This is a genomic window from Arthrobacter sp. CG_A4, assembly GCF_035985125.1.
GTDB lineage: Bacteria > Actinomycetota > Actinomycetes > Actinomycetales > Micrococcaceae > Arthrobacter.
Genome location: NZ_JAXCID010000047.1, coordinates 12,782 through 31,994, shown reverse-complemented (window position 1 = coordinate 31,994; position 19,213 = coordinate 12,782). Strand labels below are relative to the sequence as shown.

Sequence of the window (19,213 nt, the reverse complement as noted above, 5' to 3'; positions counted from 1 at the left end):
GCCAACCACAGAAAGTAGCCAGACAACCCAGACCCAAAGACAGGAAGATCCCCGGAAACCCGGGGATCTTCCTGTCTTAACCTGCGTAACTTCAGGCTAGTCCCCACCCGCTCCCTAACCTCGCAAGTCCGCACCGGCCCGGCCCTCGCAAGCTCGGGTCGGGGCCCTCGCCGGAGCGGCTCCACGGCCAGGGAACCCGGCGGGCGCGGCCCCAGGGCAGACGCCGCGACACGCAGGCCATGGGGACCTCTCCCCATGGCCCGTTAGTTTCTGCGCACGGTAGCGTCGAGGGTGAACGGCGGTCCCGGGATTTCCTGGCCCGCGGCCCATTGGCGCCGGCTGCACGGGGGATGGCACATGGCTGTTGGATTTCAGGGGGCGGATACTGCCCAGCTCAGGCGGCTGGGCGCCCAGATGGGTTCTTCCGGCCGGATCCTGCTTTCACAGCTGGGCACCCTGGGCACCGGTGTGGCGCAGGCGCCGTGGCCGGGGCCCGACGCCGACAGGTTCCGCCATGACTGGCAGTCCGGCCACAGCCGGGCGCTGCGCCGGGCCGCCGCGTTCCTGAACGCAGCGGGCCAGGAACTGGTCCGCAACGCGGAAGAGCAGGAGCAGGCCAGCCGAGCCGGCGGCGCCGGAACTGCCGGGGGCCCACTGTCGACGGCGATGGCCGCACCGAACCCCTCCGCTCTGGCGGGCCTGGCGCCCGCCCGGATCCGGTCCTGGTGGGACGGGCTGGCTGCCGGGCAACGGACCGCCTACATTGCCCGATACCCGGTCCTGGCCGGAAACACCAACGGCATCCCGTTCGAGGACCGTATCCGCGCCAACGCCTTCAATGCCCGGCACCGGATCGACTGGCTCGGCAGCTCCGATCAGGAGCCCACATTCAATCCGTTGATCATCGCTGCCGGGTATCCCGCGATGTATGCGAACGAGCACGACGCGTGGGCGGCGCGGCAGGCGGGTGCGGCTTACCTGCAAAAGGTCGTCGACGGGAAGATCAAACTCGTGGCCTACGATCCGGAGCACAGCGCGATTGTGGAAATGATCGGCGACTACGACGCCGGCACCACAACCGTGGTCACTTACGTACCCGGAACCCGAACCAACGAGCAGTCGTTCTACGGCGGCGGCCCGCAGTCCGTTGCACAATGGCTGGTTGGCGCTGACCCGGCAAAGGGCACAGTCGCCCTGGTCTATAAAGGAACCGAGTTCCCCGACGGGCCATTTGCGGAAGCCTTCTTCGACGAAGCCAAAAGCAACGAATTCGTGGCTGCGACGGCACCCGCGCTCCGGGATTTCCAGGCCGCCGTCGAGCTGGAGAAACCGGCCGGAGCGCAGACCGTTGCCGTCGGCCACAGCTGGGGGCTGCGGAACGTCACCGGGTCCGAGGCCGCCGGTGCCCACTACGACAAGGTCGTTGCCTTGTCGGGAGCCGCGATGCCTCCCGGCTGGACGGCCAGCGCCGGCACCCAGTACTCCAGTTACACGTATCCTGACATCCTGCTGACAGCGGAACTCAGTGGAGTCGTGGGAGAGAACTACCCCATGAAGGAGTCCGCCTTTGAAAAGCATGTCTATGCCCCGCCGGGAGGCTGGAACTGGCAGGAAGCCTACAGCTTCGATAACCACAGCCTCATCGCGACGACGGATCCGTTCAATGCGCCCGCCCTGGAAGATGTCCGAAGCGAGATTCATGCGCGGTAGCGGCCGGTTGTCCCCCCTGGCCCGGATGGGGTGCGTGCCTTTGGCCATCAGCCTCGGCCTTGGCCTGGCCGGCTGCGGAACAGAAACAGGAACAGGTCCACAAGAGAGGGAAACGATGTCACCAGCAACGTTGGGAACTGCCAAGTCCAAGCTCCTGGCCGTTCAACACGAGATCATCGGGATGGTGCCGGCCGATGTGGTCGTCTCGGTTTTCGAAAACGACACCTCGAGCCTGATGCCATGCCGGGGCGAGCAAAAGAAGTGGGTGGGCACCGGCCAGGTCGGGCTGCGGCCGGGCCTCGACCGAACGACGTTCCTGGACGAGGTTCGGGATTCACTCTCCGGACAGACTGGCTGGTCCGCGACAGATGGCACGGACAACGACGGTAACCGTCGGGTGGACCTCCTCCACGACGACGGCACCCAGTTGCTGGTGTCCTTTTGGGACGATCCGGAGAGCCTCCAGATCGGCAGTTTCAGCGCCTGCTTCGACTTCCCGGAATACCAGTACGGGGAGAAGTACTAGCCGGCATTCGCTTGTCAGTGCCCGCAACTAGGCTGGTGGCATGTCCGAACTCGTGCCCGCGCGTGAACCGACGCGCAAGCTGGCGCTGAGGCCCTACGCCCGGGCCGTCGCGCAAGTGCTGCGCGTAAGCTTCAGGGCCTCGCCCGCCGCCGTCGTGATGAAAGTGGCAGGCTCGCTGATTTCGGCGCTGCTGCCGCTGGTCACCACGTACTTCGCTGCCCTGACCACGACGGCGCTCGCGGCCGCCTACTCCGGCGACGCCGCGGCCGGCCGGCAGGCGATCATCTACGTCATCATCACGGCAGTGCTGGGCCTCTTCTGGGGGGCTTTCAGCAGCGTGGACCGCTACATCCAGCAGCTCATGAGCTTCAAGGTGGGCGCGATTGTCGGCGACCTCATGTACGAACGGTTCCTTGCCCTCGAATTCTGGCGCTACGACGACAAGGAAACGGTCGACCTGTACGACCGTGCCAAGCGTTTCTCCGATTCCTACGCCAGGGTCCTGGACCGGATCGCCGCCATCTTCACTCAGCTGGCCTCGGTGATCCTCGCGATCGGGGCGCTGCTGCTGGTCAGCTGGTGGATAGCCCTGATCGTCCTCGTTGCGATTGTGCCGAGCGTCTACCTGCAGTTCAAACTCTCCCGCGAACAGATTGCGCACTGGAACACCCAGATTGACTCCCGCCGCCAGCGGCGGATGATCGAAACCAACCTCCTGCGCCCCCAGCACATAGCCGAGATGCGCCTCTACGGGATCGTCGGCTACCTGATGGGACTGCGCTCGCGGCTGCGGGACGCCGACGAGAAGCGCCGGCTGGATTTTCAGAAACGCTATATCCCCAAGCAGCTCGCCGCCGATGCGCTGCAATACGGGGCCGAGGTTGTGTCGCTGATCTGGGTGGTGGGCCAGATCATCGCCCGCGCGCAGCCGGTGGGCCAGTTCCTCTACGTCCAACAGATAGTCAGCCGTGCGCTCTCCACCGCCAACAGCCTCGTGTCCTCGCTCAGCTCCATCGACGAGGACCTCGCGAACCTCAAGGACTACGAGCTGTTTATGGCCCTGCCGGTGCACTCCGACCATGCCCCGCCCCTGCTGGAGTCGCCCGGGACGGTGGAGCTCCGGGACATCCGCTTCACCTACACCGGCAGCGAACTGGAGGTCATCAAAGGGATCTCGCTGACCATCCGAGAGGGCCAGCACATCGCCATCGTGGGGGAGAACGGTGCCGGCAAGTCCACCCTGATCCGCATCCTGGCCGGACTCTACCGGCCGGATTCGGGGCAGGTCATGCTCGACGGCGTCGACCTCGCCGCCGTCGACGTCACCTCCTGGCACCGCCATCTGGCTGTGCTGAGCCAAGAGTTCCTCAAGTACGAGTTCGCCACCGCGGCGGAAAACATTTTCTTCGGCGACGTCGACTCGCCGCGGGACGATGAGCGGATCCGCCGCGCCGCCGGCGCCGCGGAGGCCCTGTCTTTCATCAACAAGCTGCCCAACGGCCTGGACAACCACGTCAGCAACTGGATGGAGGATCCGCGCGGGCGGAAGGGCAGCGGGCTGTCCGGCGGACAGTGGCAGCGCCTGGCGATGGCCCGGAACTTCTACCGGAACGCCTCGTTCATGGTGATGGACGAGCCGACCTCGGCCATCGATGCCCTCGCCGAGCACCGCATCTTCAGCCGGCTCTTCGCCGACCGCAGCAGCACCATCATCGCGATCAGCCACCGGCTCGCGACGATCGAGAAGGCGGACATCGTCTACATGCTCGAGGACGGCAGGCTTGTGGAGCAGGGCACCCACAAGGAACTCGTCGCGCTGCGAGGCCGCTACTTCCGGATGTTCGAGTCCCAGCTCGCCGTGGATGACATCGAAGGTGTCTGACCGCTCGAGGTGTCTGACGGGTGCGAAGAATGGGCATGTCCCACGCCTGCCGCGTCGGCCGGACATGATGCCCATATGTCCACTCCCGGGTGCGAAGAATGGGCATGTCCCCCGGGGGCGGAGGGCACGCCCGTTCCTCGTGCCTCGGCCGGCGCGGCCCGGCTGGCCGGGTCAAGTAAAGTGGGGACGTGACTTACGAGATTGAGCTTGGCCGTGGCAAGCGTGGGCGTCGTGCCTACTCCCTGGACGACATTGCGATCGTCCCCAACCGACGAACGCGTGACCCCAAGGACGTATCCGTAGCCTGGCAGATCGACGCGTACAAGTTCGACATGCCGGTCATCGCGGCGCCGATGGATTCGGCCATGTCGCCGGAGACCGTCATCGCCCTGGGCCGCCTTGGCGGGCTCGGCGTTCTTGACCTCGAAGGCCTCTGGACCCGGTATGAGGACCCGCAGTCGGTCCTGGACCAGATCGGTGCGCTGCAGGACGAGACCAACAGCCCCGCCGTCACCCGGCGCATGCAGGACCTCTACCAGGCGCCGATCCAGCCCGAGCTGATCACCTCGCGGCTCGCGGAGATCCGCGCCGCGGGCGTCACAGTCGCCGGATCCCTCACCCCGCAGCGGACCCAGGAACACTACAAGACGGTCGTGGCCGCCGGCGTCGATATCTTTGTGATCCGCGGCACCACCGTCTCCGCTGAACACGTCTCCAAAGACGACGAGCCGCTGAACCTCAAGCAGTTCATCTACGAACTCGACGTCCCCGTCATCGTCGGCGGGGCCGCCGGCTACACCCCGGCGCTGCACCTCATGCGCACCGGCGCCGCCGGCGTGCTGGTCGGCTTCGGTGGCGGCGCCACAAGCACCACCCGCCGTGCCCTCGGCATCCACTCGCCCATGGCCTCCGCCATCTCCGACGTGGCCGCTGCCCGCCGCGACTACATGGATGAGTCCGGCGGCCGCTACGTCCATGTGATTGCCGACGGCGGCATGGGCTCCTCCGGCGACATCGTCAAGGCCATAGCCATGGGCGCCGACGCCGTGATGCTGGGCAGTGCCCTCGCCCGCGCTGCGGAGGCCCCGGGCAAAGGCTGGCACTGGGGCCAGGAGGCGCACCACCTCGAACTTCCCCGCGGCGACAGGGTCAATGTGGGCACTGTGGGACCGCTCAAGGAGGTCCTCTTCGGGCCGGGCCACCACACCAACGGCACGTCCAACCTGATCGGTGCGCTGCGCCGTTCGATGGCGACTACCGGCTATTCGGACCTGAAGGAATTCCAGCGGGTCGACGTTGTCGTCTCGCCGTACAGCGGCGACTAGACGCCCCCTGCCCATCCGGGGAAGTTGGAAGTAGTGTGGTGCACTACGAGCTTTGATCCGGATGGAGGCGTGACATGAACAGTTATCCCGGCGGTTCACCCAAGGCAGGCGGTGCTCTTGGTCCTGCGGAACGCGAAGCGTCACTCGCGGTACTCAGGGGCACCACCAGCCCGGGGAAGGAGCTGGACATCCTCATTGTCGGCGGCGGCATCGTCGGCACCGGCGCCGCCCTGGATGCCGTCACGCGCGGCCTGAGCGTCGGCATCGTCGAGGCGAACGACTGGGCTGCTGGCACCTCCTCCCGCTCCTCGAAACTGATCCACGGCGGCCTGCGCTATCTGGAGATGCTTGATTTTGCGCTCGTCAAAGAGGCGCTGCACGAACGCGGCCTGATCCTCTCGGTGCTCGCCCCGCACCTGGCCCGGCCGGTGCCGTTCCTGTATCCGCTGACCAAACCCTTCTTTGAACGGCCCTACGTCGGCGCCGGAATCGCCTTGTACGACGCCATGTCCATCTCCAGCGGCCAGCGCCGGGGCGTGCCGTTCCACAAACACCTGAGCCGCCGGGGCACGCTGCGGGCGGCGCCGAGCCTCAAAGACGACGCCTTCGTCGGCTCCATCCGGTACTACGACGGACAGGTCGACGACGCCAAGTACTGCGCCAACCTGGTCCGCACCGCGGCTTACCACGGCGCCCACGCGGTGAACCAGACGTCGGTGGTCTCCTTCCTCCGGGAAGGCGAACGCGTGGTCGGCGCCAGGGTGGTCAACCATGAGGATGGCTCCACCTTCAATATCAAGGCCAAGCAGGTCATCAACGCCACGGGCGTCTGGACGGACGAAACCCAGGCTATGGTGACCGACCGGGGCCAGCTCAAGGTCCGCGCCTCCAAAGGCATCCACCTCGTGGTGCCGCGGGACCGCTTCCAATCGACGGTGGGGCTGATCCTGCGGACCGAAAAGTCCGTTCTTTTCGTCATCCCCTGGGGCCGGCACTGGATAATCGGCACCACGGATACCGACTGGCACCTGGATAAGGCCCACCCGGCGGCGTCCAGCAAAGACATCGACTACATCCTTGAACATGTGAACAAGGTTCTGAAACGCCCGCTCACCCGCGAGGACGTCGAGGGGGTCTACGCCGGGCTCCGCCCACTGCTGGCCGGCGAAAACGACTCCACCGCCAAACTGTCGCGCGAACACATCGTGGCTCACCCGGTCCCCGGCCTCGTGGTGGTGGCCGGCGGCAAATGGACCACCTACCGGGTTATGGCCAAGGACGCCGTTGACGAGGCGACCCGCAGCATGGACGAGCGCGTTCCGCCGAGCTGCACGGAATCCATTCCGCTGCTGGGCGCCAGCGGATTCAAAGCCGCGTGGAACAAACGGAACCGGATGGCCGAGGAGACCGGCGTCCATGTGGCGCGGATCGAGCACCTGCTCAACCGTTACGGTTCGATGACCCCGGAGGTGCTGGCTCTCATCACCGAGAACCCGGAACTGGGCGAACCGCTGCCCGGTGCTGACGACTACCTCGCCGCCGAGGCCGTGTACGCAGCTTCCCACGAGGGCGCCCGCCACGTGCAGGACGTGCTGACCCGCCGGACCCGCGTATCCATTGAGGCCTGGGACCGTGGTGTGTCCGCGGCGCCGGTAGTCGCTAAACTGATGGGAGATGTCCTCGGCTGGAGCGATGCGCAGCGCGAGGGCGAAATCAAGCATTACCTGGCCCGGGTCGACGCCGAACGGCTCAGCCAGGAGCAGCCGGACGACGAATCCGCCGACGCCGCACGACTGGGTATCGAGGACATCGTTCCGTTGCGCTGACGGGCCGCGCTGACGGTGAGCCAACAGGCTGCCGGTCGGTGCAGCGACGCCACTTCGAAGGGACACCTCTTGGCGGAACCACTGGACCGGTATGACGCCGAGCTCACCACGCCCGGAATGGTGATCCTCGAGATGGACGCCACCGACAAGCTGGACGCTGCCGCCCAGCTAGCGGAGAGGATGCACGCTGCCGGACGTATTTCCGATCTTTCGGGATTCCTCCGGCACGTCAACGCCCGGGAACACCAGCTGGCCACGGGGCTGCCGGGCGGAATCGGGCTGCCGCACGCCCGCAGCGAATTCGTCTCCCGCACGTCCATCGCCGTCGGCATCACCAAATACGGCAAGGCCCTTGACTTCGGCGCTGCCGACGGTCCGGCCACGGTGGTCCTGCTGATCGCGACGCCGGCCAGCTCCTTCTCGGAGCACCTGGAAGTGCTGGCTACCCTGGCCCGGTCCTTGTCCAAGGAATCGTTCCGCGAGTCGCTCCGCCGGGCCTACGACCCCGAAGTGATCGCGGAACTCATCAACTCCAGCCTCGTCTTTTTCGATCACTGAAACCTCGGCCCGGCAGGACCGTTTCGTTGTTCTACATGCGGACGAAGTACGGTTAAGGGGTGCTGAAGACTGCCCTCAAACCCCGCTGGATCGCAGGCCTCGTGTTTGCGATCGTGATTTCAGGGATGTTTGTGCTGCTGAGCCAATGGCAGTTCGGCCGCTCGACGCAGCCGGAGGCACCCGTCGCCACCACCACCGAGGAACGCAAACCGCTGACCACAGTGCTGCAGCCGGGGAACTTCTTCCCCGGTTCGGTCGCGGACCAGATGGTCACCGCCACCGGCAGCTATGATCCGCAGAAGCAGGTCCTGGTTCCCGGCCGCCTGAACAACGGCGCCAAAGGCTACTGGATTGTGGCGGCCTTCGCCGTCAAGGATGCGCCCGTCCTGACCGGGGCCGGAGCCTCGCCGCAGACCTGGATCCCGGTGGCCCGCGGCTGGGTTGCCGACCCGGCGGACGCCGTACGGCCGCCGTCGGGCAGCATCGAACTGACCGGCCGGCTGCTGCCCTCCGAGGCCCCGCTGGCAAAGACGGATGCCGGCCCCGGGCGGGCCAGCTCCGTCTCCGTCGCCGAGATCATTAACATCTGGGAAATCAGCAGCTACCCCGGCTTTGTCGCCGCGAGCTCCGAGGTTGCCGGCGGCAGCGATGTCGGTGCCGCGGCGTCCGGCGGAGAACTCAAGCCCCTCAACATCGGCACCCAGCCGCCGCCCCAGCAGTTCAACTGGTTGAACCTCTTCTACGCCGCCGAGTGGGTTGTCTTCGCCGGATTTGCGCTGTTCATCTGGTGGCGGCTGGTCAAGGACGACTACCGCCGGGAACGCGAGGACGCACTGGATGAAGAGCAGGAAGCCGCCGGCGCGCGGGCTACCGGCGGCGCCACCGAGTCGCATCCGAACCTTCAGCCCACCGACCCGAAAGTCCAACCATGATCGAGCCCCAGCCTGCAGTCCAGCCGCAGCCATCCAACGCAACGGGAAGCGCGCGCGGCAAGAAGCGCCGCTTCGGCGGAACCGAGGCCCAGATCCGCTCCGCCCTCAAGTTCTACAAGGTACTCGCGTACCTGACGGGCAGCATGCTGCTTCTGCTCTGCGGGGAACTCATCGCCCGGTACGCGTTCGGCCAGTACCTGTTCGCGGGCGGCACGGACGCCGTCACCGGGCAGCCCCACTTCTTAGGATTCGCTGACGCCGAGCCGGCCGGAGTCCTCGGCGGCGTGAACCTCTCCGTCGCGGTCCTGATTGTGCACGGCTGGATGTACGTCGTGTATCTCATCTCCAACTTCCGGCTGTGGTCGCTCATGCGCTGGCCATTTGCCAAGCTCATCATCCTGGCGCTGGGCGGCGTTGTGCCGCTGCTGTCCTTCTTCGTGGAGAAGAAGTTCCACGCCGAGGTGGAAGCGGAACTGGCCGCGAACCCGCAGGCGCCGAAGCGCTACTGAACGGCACCGCTCAAGGCCCATCCCGCCGTCGTCCGCCCGTTTGCACAGCGGTTTGCACAGCGGTTTGCACAGCGTAGGCAGATCAGGGCGAATAGCGGCGGCCGATTCGCCCTGATCTGCCTCCGCGGCGGGGTGTTCCCCTCCGGGCCAGGCTCCGGTGTGAGTTCGCTTACCCGGCGGCCGGTTCCGGGGCCGGACCGGCTTCCCGATGTGCGGGCGGACGGCGGCGCAAAGTAGGCTGGGACGGTGACTATTCCCACTGCATCCCAGACGTCCCACAGGCCCGTGCTGGTTGTTGACTACGGTGCCCAGTACGCGCAGCTGATCGCCCGCCGCGTCCGGGAAGCCAATGTGTATTCGGAAGTGGTTCCGCATACCTACAGCACCGAGCAGTTGCTGGCGAAGAACCCGGCCGCGATCATTCTTTCCGGCGGCCCCGCAAGCGTCTACGCCGAAGGCGCCCCAGGCGTCGGCGCCGAGCTGTTCGAGGCTGGCATCCCTGTCCTCGGCATCTGCTACGGCTTCCAGGCCATGGCCAACGCCCTCGGCGGCAAGGTGGCCCGGACCGGACTCCGCGAGTACGGCGCCACCGAGACCACCATCATCGGCGAAGGCCGCTCCATCCTCGCGGGCATGCCCCAGCACCAGAGCACATGGATGAGCCACGGCGACTCTGTCCACGAGGCGCCCGATGGCTTCGAGGTCCTCGCGACGACGGCCGGCGCCGAAGTGGCAGCCTTCGCCAACGAAGAAAAGTGCCTTTACGGCGTGCAGTGGCACCCCGAGGTGAAGCACTCGGCCTTCGGCCAGCAGGTCCTGGAAAACTTCCTGTTCAAGGGCGCCAAGCTGGAACCGAACTGGACCGCGGGAAACATCCTCGACGAGCAGATCGAGCGGATCCGTGGGCAGATCGGTGACGCCCGGGTCATCTGCGGCCTCTCCGGCGGCGTCGACTCCGCCGTCGCCGCCGCCCTGGTCCAGCGCGCCGTCGGTGACCAGCTGACCTGCGTGTTCGTGGATCACGGGCTGCTGCGCGAGGGCGAAGCCGAACAGGTGGAACGCGACTTCGTTGCCGCCACCGGCGTCAAGCTCTATGTCGCCAACGAGCAGGAGCGCTTCCAGTCCGCGCTGGCCGGCGTCAGCGACCCGGAAACCAAGCGCAAGATCATCGGCCGCGAATTCATCCGTGCCTTTGAGGAAGCCGAGCTGGCCATCATCGCCGAGGCTGCGGCCCACGGCGAGAAGATCAAGTTCCTTGTCCAGGGCACCCTGTACCCGGACGTCGTCGAATCCGGCGGCGGCGAAGGTGCAGCAAACATCAAGAGTCACCACAACGTGGGCGGACTGCCGGAAGACCTGCAGTTCGAACTCGTCGAACCCCTGCGGGCACTGTTCAAGGACGAGGTCCGTGCCGTGGGCGCTCAGCTTGGCCTGCCGCAGGAAATCGTGGGACGCCAGCCGTTTCCCGGCCCCGGCCTCGGCATCCGGATTGTCGGCGAAGTCACCAAGGAGCGGCTGGACCTGCTGCGCAAGGCGGACGCCATCGCCCGCGCGGAACTGACCGCCGCCGGCCTGGACAACGAGGTCTGGCAGATGCCGGTGGTGCTGCTGGCGGATGTCCGCAGCGTCGGTGTCATGGGCGACGGGCGCACCTATGGCCACCCGATCGTGCTGCGCCCTGTGTCCTCCGAGGACGCCATGACGGCGGACTGGTCACGGCTGCCGTACGATCTGCTGGCCCGGATCTCGAACCGCATCACCAACGAGGTGGACGGGGTCAACCGCGTGGTGCTGGACGTGACCAGCAAGCCGCCGGGAACCATCGAGTGGGAATAGCGCCGGCGTAAACTGGCCGGTAACTGGGCCCGTGACACGGCCGGTCTCCGCTGGGGGCCGGCCGCTTCGTGTCCGGGCTGCCAGGAGTCTCCGGACCGGGTTTGGGCCGGAGCCGGGATCCTGTGAATTCGGCCCAATTTGGGTCCCGCCAGTGTTGCGGACTCTCACCGGGGCCGGATTCGGGCTACCCTCGAAAGCATGCCGGTATGGTCCAGGACGTCCCGCGCGAGTACAAAACACGCGAGCACAGAAAAGAAGGCAGCAGTGTCAGTTGGTCAAGGCCACCCCGAGGGTTCCGAGGAGCTCCGGAAATGGCTGTCCGGGCTGAAGCCCGTCACGGGAGCAGACACGATGCTGCGCTTCACCAAGACCCCTGAGGGTTCCATCGACCTGACCCACGCGCATCCGTCCGGCCTGGCCCAGCTGTTGGCAGGCCGCCGCACCCGGCTGTCCACCCTGATCCGCGACCGCCAGCAGTACATCGTGGCGGCTGGAGCCTCCCGCAACCTGCGGTCCAAGATCTTCGAACTCGCCAACGACCGTGGCATTGATGCCGCCTACTTCTCGGCGGGCACGGTTGTCTGGACCTCTGCCGTGGGGGGCAAGCCGCAGCGGGTCTCCGCTCCGGTCATGCTGGCGGCGATCTCGCTCACCATGCGCGCGGGCGAAGACGACTACGAACTGCAACTCACCGAACAGGCCAGGATCAATCCGGCCCTGGTCCGCCACCTAAAGACCATCCACGGGATCGTCTTCGACGTCAACGCCGTGACCCGGATGGCGTACAGCACCGCACGGTACGACCCGCAGCCGGTCCTGGACCGGCTGGGCACCCTCATCCAGCCCATCCACGGCGCCGAGGTTGAATACAACCTCCTGGTTTCCACCTTCGCCGATCTTTCCGGCAACCTGGATGACCCGTGGATCAACGAGAACAACGCGCTCGTGACCGCCTTGGGACGCGCCGCCGGGGGCGAATCCGTGGCGGTCCCTGAACTCAAGCCCGGCCGCTTTCCGAGCACCGACGAGCGGGACCCCGCGGACGAACTCCTGCTGCTCGACGCCGACACGGACCAGCAGTACGTGGTGGATGCCGTCCGCGCGGGGGACTCCCTTGTGGTCAGCAGCCCGCCGGGAACCGGCCAGACCCAGACGGCCCTCAACACCATCGGCGCGCTCGTCGATGAAGGCAAAACCGTGCTTGTGGTGGGGGACAGACGAGCCAGCCTGGGCGAAATCTCCGCCCAACTGGACACGCTGGGACTCGACTCGGCCCTGTTCCAGCTCACCGGGAACGCTGCCCCGCTGCAGCTCAAGGGCCAGCTTGTGCGGGCCATCGTGCGCAACGAGAAGTCCCTCGAGCCCCAGCTGGGCAACCTTCATGCGACCCTGACCGAGCACCGTCACGCCCTCAGGGACCACGTAGCGTCGCTCCATAATGTCCGCCAGCGCTGGGGCTGCTCCCCGTATGAGGCCATGCAGTCGCTGGCCGCGCTGACCTCCATCCAGCCGGAGGCCCCGGCCACCACCGTCCGGCTCAAGCGCAGCGTGCTGGACAGCATCCGCGACCGCGAGGAATTGGCCGGACGGCTCCGCCGCGCCGCCGAGCTGGGCAGTTTCAGCCGGTCCTCGACCACGAGCCCCTGGCATGGCGCACGGCTCCTGACCCGCAAGGAAACCCAGGAAGCCCAGCAGGTTGCCCGGTCCGTTGCGGAAAGGCTGCCGGAATTGCGCGGGCGGATGGACGGCGTCGCGGACCACGCCGAGATCCGCCTCGGCGAGACATTCTCCGAGTGGGGCGACCAGATCGAACTCCTCGTCGCCGTCCGCGAAAGCCTCGACAAATTTACCCCGGACATCTTTGACCGCCCGGTCCACGACCTCATCTCCGCGACCGCCGCCTCTTCCTGGCGCCGCGAACGGAACATCGAGATGCCCTCCATGCAGCGCTCCCGCCTGCGCCGGGTGGCAAAAGAGTACGTCCGGCCCGGTGTGCACATCGCCGATCTGCACAGCTCCCTGGTCCTGGTGCAGGATCAGCGCGCCGCATGGTCCGGGTACGCCACGACGCAGCGACACCCGGCCGTCCCGTCCGGCCTCGCGGAAATCATCGCCCTCTACCGCGGGCTGGAAGCTGAACTCGCGGAGCTGGGCCAGGCCGTCCGGCACACCGCGGCCGGCGGGGAACTCCACGGCACCCCGTATGAGGAACTGATGGAGCGCCTGGAACGCCTGGTGGCGGACACGGGCACCCTCGAGACCCTGCCGGAGCGGACGCTCCTGGTCGAAAACATGCGCGAGCACGGCCTCGGCGAGCTGCTTTCCGACCTCGCGGAACGCGAGGTGCCTGTCGAGTCGGTGGCGGCGGAACTCGAACTTGCCTGGTGGCAGTCGGCCCTGGAGGCCATGATCAGCGGCGATGACTACCTCGCCATGTCCGACGGCGACGCCCTTCGCCAGCTCGAAGCGGAGTACCGCCTCGCGGACAACGCCCACATCGCGAGCGGTGCTGCAAGGTTGCGATGGAAGCTCGCCGAACGCTGGCGGGCCGCCATCGGGGAAAACCCGCGCCAGGCTGACCTGCTCCGGAGCCTGCTCAAGGACGGCCGGGTGACCCTGGCTGCCCTGACCGGACAGGCCCCGGAGCTGCTGCCCATGCTGGTGCCTGTGTGGTCGGTCAGCCCGTACCTGATGACGGGCGTGCTTCCGGTGGAGCAGAGGTTCGACGCCGTCGTCATCCTCGACGCGGAGGCGACCTCCCTGCAGGCCGTGCTGCCGTCCATCGCCCGCGCGAAGCAGGTCATTGCCTTCGGCGACGACCGGATCGCCAGCCCCCGGACCTTTACTGTCGGCGTGGAGCGGCTCGCCGCGGGGGAAAGCTCGCATCAGGGCGTTGAGAGCGCCTACAAGGCCCTCACCCGCGTACTGCCCGTCTGGAACCTCCGCACCGTGTACCGCGCCGTCGACGAAGACCTTGTGCGGCAGTTGAGCAGATCCTTTTACGACGGCGGGCTCCGCCGGCTTCCGGAGGGGCAGTCCGCGACCGGCCTGGACCGGGCGTTGACGGTGGAATACCTGCCGGACGGCACCGGGCTGCCCAGCGCGGACCAGGACGGCGTCGAGTCCGTAGTGGCCGAGGTGAACCGGGCCGTTGAGCTCGTCTTCGAACACGCCAGGCTCCGGCCCCGGACGTCGCTCGCCGTCGTGACCGGAAGCCTCCGCCACGCCGCCCGGATCGGCGAGTCGATCCGGCTACAGCTGCCCAACTACCCGCTGCTGGCCAGCTTCTTCACCGCGGGGGACGAATCCTTCCGCGTGGTGGACCTGGAACGTGCCCAGGGCCTGGTCCGCGACCATGTGATCTTCTCCCCGGGCTACGGCCGCACCCCGCACGGGCGCGCGCTGCACAGCCTGGGCCCGTTGTCCGCAGAGGGCGGCCGCGCCAAGTTCGCCCTCGCGATGACCCGGGGACGCCGCTCCCTGCACGTGCTCAGCTGCTTCCGTCCAGAGGACCTTGACGTCACGAGGCTAAGCCACGGCGCGGTTGACTTCTATGAGCTCCTGGACCGTGAAATCGCCGGCAACTCCGATCTGGGCAGCCCTGCCTCGCGGGCCGCCGCCAGCGAGCAGGCGCTTGGTGCGGACCCGCTCGTGGCGGACCTGGGCGACCGGCTCCGTGCCCGCGGGGCACGGGTGTGGCACCAGTACGACGGGGCCCTGAATATGGTGGCGGCGGCCGACCCGCTGAGCACTATGGGCCAGGACGACGCCGACGTTCCCCGGCCGGTGGCCATCGAGTCCGACGGCACCGAGCAATACCGGCGGCTGACCGTGCGGGAACGGAGCAGGCTCCGGCCCCAGCTGCTGGAGCGGCTCGGCTGGCGCTATATGCCGCTATGGACCATAGAGGTTTTCACCGATCCTTCCGCGTGCGCCGACCGGATCGGCGGCTACCTGGGCCTGGAAAAGCCTGAAGTGTCCAGCAGGAACCGGACCTCGCCGGGATTCTTCGACGACGACGTCGAGAACCTGGCCGGCAATGACGCGCAGGAGCGGATCCAGTGGTTCCAAGCGCACTCGGACTGGCCGGACATCGAGGACGGACGCGGAACGGATCACCGAAGCAAGGAGACCGACGGCATGAGTGCAGACCGCGATAGTGGGAACGACGCTGCCAGCGGCGACGCCAGGGGCCGGGACACCCAGGGCCGGGACGCCCAAGGTTGGGACGCCCGAGGTTGGGACACCCAAGGCCGGGACGCCGGCGACCGAAAGGATGCAGTGGAATCGGCACGCCAGCCGGCAGCCCAGGCCACGGTCCCCGAGGATGTGCTGCCCAACAAGGCCACCGAAGACGATCCCCGGCGCTGGGGCGACCGGCCCAGCGGGTACGACCACGATTCCTGGCTCCAGGAGCAGAAGCCTCCGCACTGGGGCTAATCACCTCACGGGGGAAGTCCCGGCGGGACGGCCTACCCGGGAACGGCAGTGACGAGGACGAAGAACAGCTTTCCCTGGGTGGAGGACCCGGCGAGCCGCTGCGCCTGATCAGGGCCGGCAGCCACGACCAGAAGGCCGTCCGGTTCTCCGCTGGCCAGCCATTGGCCAGCCTCCCCGCCGTGCTCGGAGGTCCACAGCACAGGCACGGCCGCGGCCAGAAGCTGGGACACCGCCGGTTGTTCGAAGCCGTTGCCGCTCGTCATCACCACGTTCACAAGCTGCCCGGGGGAGAGTAGCCGGATAGACGCCGGATCCGCCATCCGGAGCGGCACGGCGGCGGATCCTGCCGGGCTGCCGGCCAGCAGCCCGGGCCCCAGCAGTTGCGCATCGGTGAGCAGTTGGCCTTTGCGAAAGGCAACCGCCAGCTGCTTGCCCTGTAGCTCGGCGCTGGTGCTGAAGCTGCCGCCGGGCACAACGCCGCGGGGGACGTTCAGCACCGTGAGGTCATCTACGGCCAGTGTCTTGCCGGCCGGCAGGTCCCTGGCCGCAGCGAAGGCGGTCACAGTGTCTGCAGGCTCGGGAGTCAGCTGCTGCACCGTGAGGCCCGCGGCGACGCACAGCAGGAGGGCCACGGCGAGACGCCGGTTGCGGTTCAGCCAGCGTCTCAGGCGTCGGCGCTGCGGCAGACGCTGAGGCAGAGTTGGCGGTCTGCTGGTCTGCCCTGGGTGTGCGAGTGGACCGTGCAGGCGGCGGGAAACGGGGGACATACCGCCACGCTACGCAGCGGATCTGCCAAGCGGCAGGCGTGCAAGTGCCTATGTGGACAAGTTGGCGTCCACCGCGCGGAGGCGCGACCTACGATGCGGAAGCAGAAGCAGAAGCAGAAGCAGAAGCAGAAGCAGCCGCGGGCGTTGCTGCGGGTGTAGCTGCCGGTGCGGGCGCGACGGCGCTGCCCTTGGCCTGACGGGAGTCCGTCCGGTAGAAGCCGGAGCCCTTGAAGACGACGCCGACGCTGTTGAACTTCTTGCGCAGGGTCCCCTGGCATTCGGGGCAGGACGTGAGAGAGCCATCGGTGAATGACTGCACGATCTCGAAGTTGTGGCTGCAGTCCTTGCAGGCGTATGCGTAGGTGGGCACTGGAAATCCTCCTCTAAGACAAACGAGCAGGTCCCGTGCTGCCCGGTCAGGATCATTGCCGACATATCCGTCGACAGGTTCCGTCCCTTAGCAGTCGCAGGGCCTGGGTGCTAATTCTATCATCCGGGAGGCGGGGTCTCCCGAGGGCGTTTACAGCAACCGGATCAGCCCGGCCGGTGTCAGGGCGGCAGCTACCTTGCGGTCAAAGTACTCCGCCGGGATGCTCCCGGCGGGCAGCACCTCGCCGGCGAAGACGACGGCTGCGGTCGGCAGCGGCGGGAACGCGCCGCCGTCGGGCAGTGCGGGCCGCGCTGGCAGGACGGCATCCAGAGCCGCGAGGAACTTGTCGTAGTAGCCGCCGCCCTGCCCGATTCTGTTGCCGGCGAGGTCCACTGCGGTGGCCGGCAGGAAGATGCCGGCGACGTCTTCCATCACCGCTGTGCCGTGGCGTTCCCCGGCAGGTTCCTGGATGGGGGCGTAGCGGCTGCGGACAAACCCGGACGACGGCGTCCAGTAGACCCAGCTCAGTTCGAGCGCGGGCTCGCAGACCGGCAGCAGCACCCGGTGCCCGGCGCCGTGCAGCGCCGTCAGCAGGGGGAGGGTGGGCGGCTCGGACCCCACGCCCAGATAGGCGGCGAAGGTGGCGGGCACGGTAGCAGCAGTCGCAGCAACCGTGGCAGCTGCGGCGGCAACAACCGTGGAGGCCCAGGCCAGGCCGTGGCGTGCGAGGCCAACCCCTGCGCTCTCCAGCTCAGCTGCCGACAGGGCGGCGCGCCGGGCGCGGTGGCTGGACCGGATCTCTTCCTTGGACGCCATGACGGCCCGTACCTCCATCTGGCGAAGGCCGGGAGTGCGTGCCCCCCGGCGGCTGGAATGATTACCTATTGTTTTGGTCCCTCCGTTAGATTAGTCCAGTGACTACACCCAACGCTCCCGTCCGCAAGGCCGTCATCCCCGCTGCGGGCCTCGGCACCAGATTCCTTCCCGCGACGAAGGCCATGCCCAAGGAAATGCTGCCCGTCGTCGACAAGCCGGCCATCCAGTACGTCGTCGAGGAAGCAGTCAACGTCGGCCTGAGCGACATCCTGATGATCACCGGACGCAACAAGCGCGCGCTCGAGGACCACTTCGACCGTGTCCCCACGCTTGAAGCCACCCTTGAGGCCAAGGGGGACACCGCCAAGCTCGAGTCGATCCAGGCTGCCAGCAACCTCGGCGACATCCACTATGTGCGCCAGGGCGATCCCCTGGGCCTGGGCCACGCGGTCCTCCGCGCCAAGCAGCACGTCGGCTACGAGCCGTTCGCAGTCCTGCTCGGCGATGACCTGATCGATGCCCGCGACGAACTGCTCAGCACGATGATCGAAGTCCAGGCCAAGACCGGCGGATCCGTCATCGCCCTGATTGAGGTGGATCCCGCCCAGATCAGCGCCTACGGCTGTGCCGACGTCGAGGCGATCAGGGGTGAAGAGTACGTCCGGATCAAGCACCTCGTGGAGAAGCCCGACGTCGATGACGCACCGTCCAACCTTGCCGTGATCGGCCGCTACGTCCTCCACCCGGCGGTCTTTGAAGTACTGGAACGCACCGAACCCGGCCGTGGCGGTGAAATCCAGCTCACCGACGCCCTGCAGGAGCTCTCCTCCGGCGACGGCGAAGGCTACGGCGTCTACGGCGTCGTGTTCCGCGGCCGCCGCTACGACACCGGCGACAAGCTCAGCTACCTCAAGGCCTGCGTCCAGCTTGCCTGCGACAGCGAGGACCTGGGCCCCGGCCTGCGTGAATGGCTGCCCGGCTTCGCCTCTAGCCTCGCTCCGAGCCTCACCAAGTAATTCCCATGGCGGGCTTCAACTGGCCGGTCACGCTGGAAAGCGGTGACCTCGTCCTGCGGCCGATCCGCTACCGCGACCGCAAGGAATGGACCGAGGTCCGCACCCGCAACAGCGAGTGGCTGGCACCCTGGGAAGCGTCGAACCCCGCTCCCGGCGGCGGGCTGCCGGACTACCGGCAGATGGTGAGGTCCCTCAAGGTGCAGGCGGCCCAGGCCACCGCCCTGCCGTTTGTCATCACGGCCCGGCCCCCGGGTTTCCGGGAACCGGTGCTGGTGGGCCAGTTAACGGTGTCCTCGATCGTGTGGGGCTCCGCAATGATGGCAACGCTGGGCTACTGGGTCGATAGGGACCGGGCGGGCCACGGCATCGCCCCGACCGCGGTGGCCATGGTGACGGACTATTGCTTCAGCACCCTGGGGTTGCACCGGATGGAGATCAACATCAGGCCCGAAAACGGACCCAGCCTCCGGGTGGTCGAGAAACTAGGCTTCCGCGATGAGGGCTCCCGGCCGCGCTTCCTGCACATCAACGGGGCATGGGCCGACCACCGCAGCTTCGCACTGACGTCCGAGGAAGTCCCCGATGGTCTGCTGGACAGATGGCTCCGGGGCCGCCCGGAGTGATTACACGGCCCGCACCCGGGCCGCCCGTGCTTCATAAATCCACTGAATTGCAGTTGCCGGGCGACACACCGGGGACA

Annotated in this window: 15 protein-coding genes; 12 read left to right on the top strand and 3 right to left on the bottom strand. The window is 67.2% G+C overall.

Annotation, left to right across the window (positions count from 1 at the left end):
• The first annotated feature begins 357 nt into the window (after window positions 1-357).
• From RCH07_RS16490 to RCH07_RS16445, 10 genes are all read left to right on the top strand, one after another.
• Window positions 358-1,710 (top strand): hypothetical protein, encoded by a 1,353-nt coding sequence (locus RCH07_RS16490; protein ID WP_326968569.1) that lies wholly within the window; start codon window positions 358-360, stop codon window positions 1,708-1,710.
• A 115-nt stretch (window positions 1,711-1,825) separates the two neighbouring features.
• On the top strand, window positions 1,826-2,236 hold the full coding sequence (locus tag RCH07_RS16485; RefSeq protein WP_326968568.1) for a hypothetical protein: 411 nt from the start codon (window positions 1,826-1,828) through the stop codon (window positions 2,234-2,236).
• Between the two features lie 40 nt (window positions 2,237-2,276).
• On the top strand, window positions 2,277-4,118 hold the full coding sequence (locus RCH07_RS16480) for an ABC transporter ATP-binding protein (protein WP_326968567.1): 1,842 nt from the start codon (window positions 2,277-2,279) through the stop codon (window positions 4,116-4,118).
• A 188-nt stretch (window positions 4,119-4,306) separates the two neighbouring features.
• A complete protein-coding gene (locus tag RCH07_RS16475; RefSeq protein ID WP_326968566.1) occupies window positions 4,307-5,443 on the top strand; it encodes a GuaB3 family IMP dehydrogenase-related protein in 1,137 nt (378 codons plus the stop codon).
• Between the two features lie 74 nt (window positions 5,444-5,517).
• Window positions 5,518-7,269, top strand: coding sequence for a glycerol-3-phosphate dehydrogenase/oxidase (locus RCH07_RS16470; RefSeq protein WP_326968565.1), 1,752 nt, complete (start codon window positions 5,518-5,520; stop codon window positions 7,267-7,269).
• A 69-nt stretch (window positions 7,270-7,338) separates the two neighbouring features.
• The gene (locus RCH07_RS16465; RefSeq protein ID WP_326968564.1) at window positions 7,339-7,827 is read left to right on the top strand and encodes a PTS sugar transporter subunit IIA; all 489 of its coding nucleotides are present in this window, start codon (window positions 7,339-7,341) and stop codon (window positions 7,825-7,827) included.
• 59 nt (window positions 7,828-7,886) lie between these two features.
• Window positions 7,887-8,759, top strand: a complete 873-nt coding sequence (locus tag RCH07_RS16460; RefSeq protein WP_326968563.1) for an SURF1 family protein — start codon at window positions 7,887-7,889, stop codon at window positions 8,757-8,759.
• A complete protein-coding gene (locus RCH07_RS16455) occupies window positions 8,756-9,268 on the top strand; it encodes a DUF3817 domain-containing protein (protein ID WP_326968562.1) in 513 nt (170 codons plus the stop codon). The genes RCH07_RS16460 and RCH07_RS16455 overlap by 4 nt, the downstream gene beginning before the upstream one ends.
• Before the next feature lie 246 nt (window positions 9,269-9,514).
• Window positions 9,515-11,104, top strand: coding sequence for a glutamine-hydrolyzing GMP synthase (gene guaA / locus RCH07_RS16450; RefSeq protein ID WP_326968561.1), 1,590 nt, complete (start codon window positions 9,515-9,517; stop codon window positions 11,102-11,104).
• 264 nt (window positions 11,105-11,368) lie between these two features.
• Window positions 11,369-15,544: a DUF4011 domain-containing protein gene (locus RCH07_RS16445; protein WP_326968560.1), complete on the top strand. Its 4,176-nt coding sequence runs from the start codon at window positions 11,369-11,371 to the stop codon at window positions 15,542-15,544.
• 32 nt (window positions 15,545-15,576) lie between these two features.
• Here RCH07_RS16445 and RCH07_RS16440 read toward each other — a convergent pair whose 3' ends face one another.
• The 3 genes from RCH07_RS16440 to RCH07_RS16430 form a co-directional block, all read right to left on the bottom strand.
• Window positions 15,577-16,176, bottom strand: coding sequence for an RcpC/CpaB family pilus assembly protein (locus RCH07_RS16440; protein WP_326968559.1), 600 nt, complete (start codon window positions 16,174-16,176; stop codon window positions 15,577-15,579).
• Window positions 16,177-16,399: 223 nt separating this feature from the next.
• Window positions 16,400-16,681, bottom strand: a complete 282-nt coding sequence (locus RCH07_RS16435; protein ID WP_326968558.1) for an FmdB family zinc ribbon protein — start codon at window positions 16,679-16,681, stop codon at window positions 16,400-16,402.
• Window positions 16,682-16,831: 150 nt separating this feature from the next.
• A complete protein-coding gene (locus tag RCH07_RS16430) occupies window positions 16,832-17,497 on the bottom strand; it encodes a 5-formyltetrahydrofolate cyclo-ligase (protein ID WP_326968557.1) in 666 nt (221 codons plus the stop codon).
• A gap of 98 nt (window positions 17,498-17,595) precedes the next feature.
• Between RCH07_RS16430 and galU the strand changes: the two genes are divergently transcribed.
• Complete coding sequence (gene galU, locus RCH07_RS16425; RefSeq protein WP_326968556.1) at window positions 17,596-18,513, top strand: UTP--glucose-1-phosphate uridylyltransferase GalU; 918 nt, start codon at window positions 17,596-17,598, stop codon at window positions 18,511-18,513.
• A gap of 5 nt (window positions 18,514-18,518) precedes the next feature.
• Window positions 18,519-19,136: a GNAT family N-acetyltransferase gene (locus RCH07_RS16420; RefSeq protein WP_326968555.1), complete on the top strand. Its 618-nt coding sequence runs from the start codon at window positions 18,519-18,521 to the stop codon at window positions 19,134-19,136.
• Window positions 19,137-19,213: the final 77 nt, after the last annotated feature.

Bases quoted from the DNA above. Each gene is read 5' to 3' on its own strand.
- RCH07_RS16430 (WP_326968557.1), bottom strand. From the start codon at position 17,497: ATGGCGTCCAAGGAAGAGATCCGGTCCAGCCACCGCGCCCGGCGCGCC.
- RCH07_RS16455 (WP_326968562.1), top strand. From the start codon at position 8,756: ATGATCGAGCCCCAGCCTGCAGTCCAGCCGCAGCCATCCAACGCAACG.
- RCH07_RS16420 (WP_326968555.1), top strand. From the start codon at position 18,519: ATGGCGGGCTTCAACTGGCCGGTCACGCTGGAAAGCGGTGACCTCGTC.
- RCH07_RS16490 (WP_326968569.1), top strand. From the start codon at position 358: ATGGCTGTTGGATTTCAGGGGGCGGATACTGCCCAGCTCAGGCGGCTG.
- RCH07_RS16480 (WP_326968567.1), top strand. From the start codon at position 2,277: ATGTCCGAACTCGTGCCCGCGCGTGAACCGACGCGCAAGCTGGCGCTG.
- RCH07_RS16485 (WP_326968568.1), top strand. From the start codon at position 1,826: ATGTCACCAGCAACGTTGGGAACTGCCAAGTCCAAGCTCCTGGCCGTT.
- RCH07_RS16470 (WP_326968565.1), top strand. From the start codon at position 5,518: ATGAACAGTTATCCCGGCGGTTCACCCAAGGCAGGCGGTGCTCTTGGT.